Origin of the sequence: Secundilactobacillus collinoides DSM 20515 = JCM 1123 (assembly GCF_001435975.1) — a bacterium.
Taxonomy (GTDB): domain Bacteria; phylum Bacillota; class Bacilli; order Lactobacillales; family Lactobacillaceae; genus Secundilactobacillus; species Secundilactobacillus collinoides.
This window is the reverse complement of sequence record NZ_AYYR01000117.1, coordinates 29,313-34,846: the sequence shown is the minus strand read 5'-3', so window position 1 is coordinate 34,846 and position 5,534 is coordinate 29,313. Positions and strand designations below refer to the sequence as shown.

The 5,534-nt window shown below is 41.7% G+C and carries 2 protein-coding genes and 2 pseudogenes; 2 read left to right on the top strand and 2 right to left on the bottom strand.

Translation table 11 applies throughout. The annotated features are described in order from the left end of the window. Positions 1–384 (top strand): annotated as a pseudogene (locus tag FC82_RS17250) (alpha-xylosidase); the annotation flags it as partial. Between the two features lie 401 nt (positions 385–785). Here the strand turns inward: FC82_RS17250 and FC82_RS14790 are convergent. Together FC82_RS14790 and FC82_RS14785 are read right to left on the bottom strand one after the other, a co-directional pair. Beyond that, positions 786–1,943, bottom strand: a complete 1,158-nt coding sequence (locus FC82_RS14790) for an ROK family transcriptional regulator (protein ID WP_056997387.1) — start codon at positions 1,941–1,943, stop codon at positions 786–788. Positions 1,944–1,967: 24 nt separating this feature from the next. Then, positions 1,968–3,392, bottom strand: a complete 1,425-nt coding sequence (locus FC82_RS14785; protein ID WP_082620394.1) for an MFS transporter — start codon at positions 3,390–3,392, stop codon at positions 1,968–1,970. A 290-nt stretch (positions 3,393–3,682) separates the two neighbouring features. Here FC82_RS14785 and yicI point away from each other — a divergent pair. After that, a pseudogene (gene yicI / locus FC82_RS14780) lies at positions 3,683–5,534 on the top strand (alpha-xylosidase); the annotation flags it as partial.

The following is a 5,534-nucleotide window of genomic DNA, read 5'->3' as shown; positions in this document are numbered from 1 at the left end:
AAGTGGACCAACATCCTCAACGAAAAGACTTACGATGTTAAGAACGGTGAATGGTTCGATGAAACTTACGACAACTTGAATTTGCCAGTATTAGCTCGTGAAAACAGCATCATCTTACGCAATCCAAACGCGGAACACGCTGAGTATGATTACACTGATTCACCTGACATCCACCTGTACGAATTCGCAGACGGTGCCAAGGAAACGACCCGGGTCGTTGATGAAAAAGGCAAGCCTGCTGGTCACGTCACTGCAGAACGCAGCGGCAGCACCATCACGTTGTCTGCTGACGGCTTGAAAGGCAGTTCTAAAGTCTACGTTCACGCAGATGGAAACGTTAAAGAATTCACTCTTGACGGCGGTTCTGCAACCCTGTCACTGTAAGCTGATTGTCTAGCTTTCAACACTAACGCGATCAACTAACATATTAAAGACCACCTAGTCACACGTAAGGCCCCTTTTACGTTGTGACTAGGTGGTCTTTTTGTGTCCAGAAGACATCGGAACGCTTTTCAGCTTGTTTCCAACCGCAACCAACAATGGAATAACGCCAAACTGAATTCGATATAGATACACAAGTCCAAAGAGTATATCCAGATGTTTTTCAGTAAAAGTCGTGCAAAACTGGCCAATGCTTGCCTGTCAGTGCTGACGATAATTGTCATTTTTTGCCAAACAAAAACACAATATCTTTAATAAGAACCGGTGATTCCTTTGATATCGTGCATTGTATGTGAGTTGGTCACTTATGGTCATAAACCAAATTATTGTGTCATTGATTCAAGTTAACGGTGAAAAATCAATCTTGTCTCTTCCATATGAAGCATTGTGCGAATCGCAAGCGAAGCACCACCTAATAAAGTGGCGTACTTCACGTCTTTTGACATTACCAATGGTGGCAATATTTTAACATCACTAAGTTTCATTTGAACATTTTTGAGAATTTCAGGAATCTGATCGATAATTGCGGCATTAAAGAAAATCATTTGCGGGTCATATTCAGCAACCAAATCATTAGTTAATACAGCTAGACGGTAGCAAAATTGTTCCACTAAATCTCTAATGCCCTCGTTATGATCATCGTAATCTGATACCAATTCAGTCATCGAATAGTGAGTGCTTTTTGTGGCTGCCTTGCCTTTTTCAACAATGGCATTTTCGGACCATTCAGAATCCAAATTTGGCAGCTCTGATAAGTTCCGTCTCTCATTTTTTTGTGTTGGTATGATCAACCGCCCAATTTCACCAGCCTGACCATAATTGCCAGTAAATAATTGTCGATTGATAATGACACCCGCACCCACGCCCTCATTAATCATTAAAGAAACGATATTTTCAAGCTCTTGTTGACTAAAATCCTGTTCAAATATTGCTGATAAATTTGCTTTATTCTCAATAACCACAGGAACGTGATACTGCGTTTCAAAAAATTGACGGATATCAAAATTTCCGAAGTCGATAAAGGGTGAAAAAACAACCTTATTTTGGTAAACATTACCAAACATACCAATAGAAATAGCTTGAAGCCCCTCAACCGTGCCAAAATTCGGCAAATGGTCAATATTATTTTGCATCATTTGAGAAATTTTTTTGACAGATAAATTATTAATCGTTTTCGCATCATAGTGGAGAACCCGACCATCCATTGTCGTAACAAGCATTTCAAGCAATTGGCTAGAAATACTAAAACTGACAACAAAGCCAAAAATTGCATGATAGGCCACCATCTCTGGTTTGCGGCCACTGTTTTTTATCGATTGCGATTCGCCAATACTCAAAACTATTTTTTTCTCAACGAAACTACCGATGATTTTCGAGACGGTGACACGATTTAAACCCAATTTGTGAGAAATCTCGTTTCTCGAAATCGGCCCGTAATTGATAATAGCTTGCAAGACGGATTTTTGGTTGTGATCCCGCATAACGTTTTTATTGATAATCATCTGGTTGCTCACTTTTCTGTGAACTTAGCTTTCAGCGTTTTCCTTAGCATGCTTTGCAGCTAAATCACTTTGCATTTTTTTCTCGATCCCATCAACATGATAGAACAAAAGTGCAATTCCTGAAAGCGCAAATCCAAGAAGTGGCACCCAAATGTAATTTAATTCGATCCCGTGAAGCGCCGCACCAGTTTGTGCATGGTTAGCCACGTAACCGGTACCCGTCAAGATCCAGCCGGTGATAACGCCACCAAAGCCCATTCCTAACTTAGCAGAGAAACTTGAGAATGAGGTCACGATACCTTCAGCACGAACACCGTTCTTCCATTCACCATAGTCAACGGCATCAGCCAGCATAACGGCGATCAAGCCTGAAACATAACCAGTACCCATGTAGCCGACAACAGTGGCAACAACAATGATCGGTACGTTCAAAGAACTGGCACCCCAGCTCAACAGCAATTGACCGACACAGGCAAGAATCATCCCACCAAGCATGGTATTCCGCTTCCCAATCTTACGAGAAGTCCATGGTGTTAACGCAACGGCAATCAACGCCACAAACTGTAAACTCAGAATGAATGACGACAACGTAGCATCGTGCATGTTGTACTTAAAGAAGTAAACAGTAACTTGTGAACGGGTCTGCATCCCCAACCAGTAAATAAAGTTGATGAAGATGATGATGGCCCATGGCCAGTTGCGCTTCAACGCCTTCAAAGATTCCTTGATTGGGATCGATCGACGAGAGCTCTTGGCTTGAACCCGTTCGTGCGTGTTCTTGAAAACAATCGCAAAAAGAATAACAACCACAATTCCGACAATCAAAGCCCATAGGAACCAGCCGCGTTTACTGGTGGTTGAACCACCGCCCAATTTGGCAACCATGACCAATGTAATCCCAGTAATAAGTGATGCGCCAACGGTTCCCATAAATTGACGAATCGTTGAAAGGGTAACCCGTTCTTGAGGATTACTTGTTAACGATGGCAGAATCGACGTAATCGGAATATTAACTGATGAATACAAGACATCCACACCAATATAGGTAATATAGGCCCAAATCAATTTACCCGTTAAACTTAAGTTTGGCGTTGTGAACACCAAAACACAGAAGATAGCAAACGGTATTGAAAACCATAACCAGTATGGCCGACTCTTGCCCCACTTCGTATGGGTATGATCAATCATGATCCCCCAGAAAGGACCATCGACGACATCAAAGAACCGGGCAACGAAGAACAGCGTCCCGACTGCGGCAGCACTGATGCCAAACGTATCGGTATAAAAAATCATTAAGTACGTAGAAACCATTTGAAACGAAAGGTTACAAGCAAAATCACTTAGACTATATGAAAATCGTTCGCCCCACGGCACCATATTTCCCGGTTTAAGAGATTTGCCCGTCACTTTTGAGCTTGAATCTACAGTACTTGAACCTGTTTGATTCATAAAGAGCACCTCTTCTTATCACAAATAATTAAAACAAGATCACAATTCCGGAATTGCTTTTAGATAGTTCAGTTACTAAACAAACGTATTGTAATCGGTTTCAAAATAGATTGCAACCCTCAATTCTCAAAAATAAAAAATACGTTTTTACAGTCTTCTTATTGTATTAGAATCTGTTTTGAGCATCATTTTTCTTAGTGAAAGCGTTGACATTAAAAATAATGCAAGTTACACTAAGCTTGTTAATTAGGAAATTGAGTTTCCTAAAATTTAAAATAGAGGTGTTCATTATGAAGTTTACTGATGGCTACTGGCTAAACAGACCGCAATATGAGATCCAGTCACCACTAGAGGTTTTTGAATATAAAAAGCAAGATAAGCAGTTGACACTGTACGCACCCTTTAAAAAGATCAACGAAAGGGGTGACGAACTGAATATCGGGATGTCAACAATCGAGTTAACATCCCCTATTGAAGGTGTCATTGGTGTTAAATTAATTCATTTTGATCAACAATCAAAAGCACCTTCATTTAATTTGACTGACGAGAATCCAAACGTTTCAATTACAACTGGTGATAAAGAATTATCATTAAAGTCTGGGGCTTTATCAGTCAAAGTCCCTTACAAATCAAAATTCGAACTCGATTTTTACCATAATGAAAAATTGATTACGAAGTCCATGGAAAAAGCCGAAGCCTCAATTGATGATAAGAGTGACGGCAAACACTACATGCGTGAACAACTCTCCATGGGCGTCGATGAGCTTATTTACGGCCTTGGGGAACGGTTCTCTGCCTTTGTTAAAAATGGTCAGACTGTCGAAACCTATAATAAGGACGGTGGTACTGGGAGCGAACAAGCTTACAAAAACGTACCATTTTATCTCAGCAGTGAAGGCTATGGCGTCTTCGTTAACCAACCGGAAAAGGTATCCTTTGAAATTGCGTCCGAGAACGTCGACCGGACCCAGTTCAGTGTTGAGGGTGAAAGCCTACAGTACTTTATCATCGATGGTCCGGAACCAAAAGACGTGCTCAACAAGTACACTCGTTTGACGGGACAAATTACATTACCCCCAGCTTGGTCATTTGGACTCTGGCTTTCAACCTCATTTACTACCGATTACAATGAAAAAATCGTTCTCGATATGATTGATGGTATGCAAAAACGTCATATTCCACTGGACGTCTTTCATTTTGACTGTTTCTGGCAAAAAGGCTTCGAATGGAGCAACATGCTTTGGAACAAAGATCGTTTCCCAGATCCAGAAGGCATGATCAAAAAGATTCACGATTGTGGTGTCAAAGTCTGTGTTTGGATCAACCCATACATCGCCCAAAAGGCGCCATTATTTAAAGAAGCACGTGACAAGGGTTATCTCATTCAACACGAAGACGGCACTGTTTGGCAGTGGGATCTCTGGCAATCAGGTAACGGCTTCGTCGACTTTACCAATCCGGGTGCCGTTAAATGGTATCAAAAGCAACTAAAAGCCCTATTGGATATGGGGGTTGACTGCTTCAAGACCGACTTTGGTGAACGGATTCCTGCCGAAGACGTTAAGTTCTTTGACGGTTCAGATCCAAAACGTGAACATAACTATTACACTTACCAATACAATCAAACAGTCTTTAATTTGATTGAACAGGAAAAGGGTAAAGGACAAGCCGTTGTCTTTGCCCGGTCTGCAACAGTCGGTTCACAAAAATTCCCATTACACTGGGGTGGCGATAACCTGTCACGTTACAAGTCAATGGCTGATTCACTCCGTGGCGGCCTGTCATTCTTGCTTTCAGGTTTCGGCTTCTGGGCGCATGATATCAGTGGTTATGAAGAAAAAGCTACCCCCAGATCTCTACAAACGTTGGACCCAATTTGGGTTGTTATCGTCACATTCTCGGTATCATGGCAGTGGTCAATATAAGACACCATGGACTTTTGATGACGAAGCGGTGGAAAACACTCGTAAATTCACTAGCCTAAAAGTATCCTTGATGCCATACCTCTTCAACGAAGCTGTTAACACCCACGAAACTGGGACACCACTCATGCGGCCGCTATTCTTGGAATACACTAAGGATCGCAACACCTACTTCCTCGAACGTGAGTACATGTTTGGCTCAAAGCTCTTAGTCGCTCCT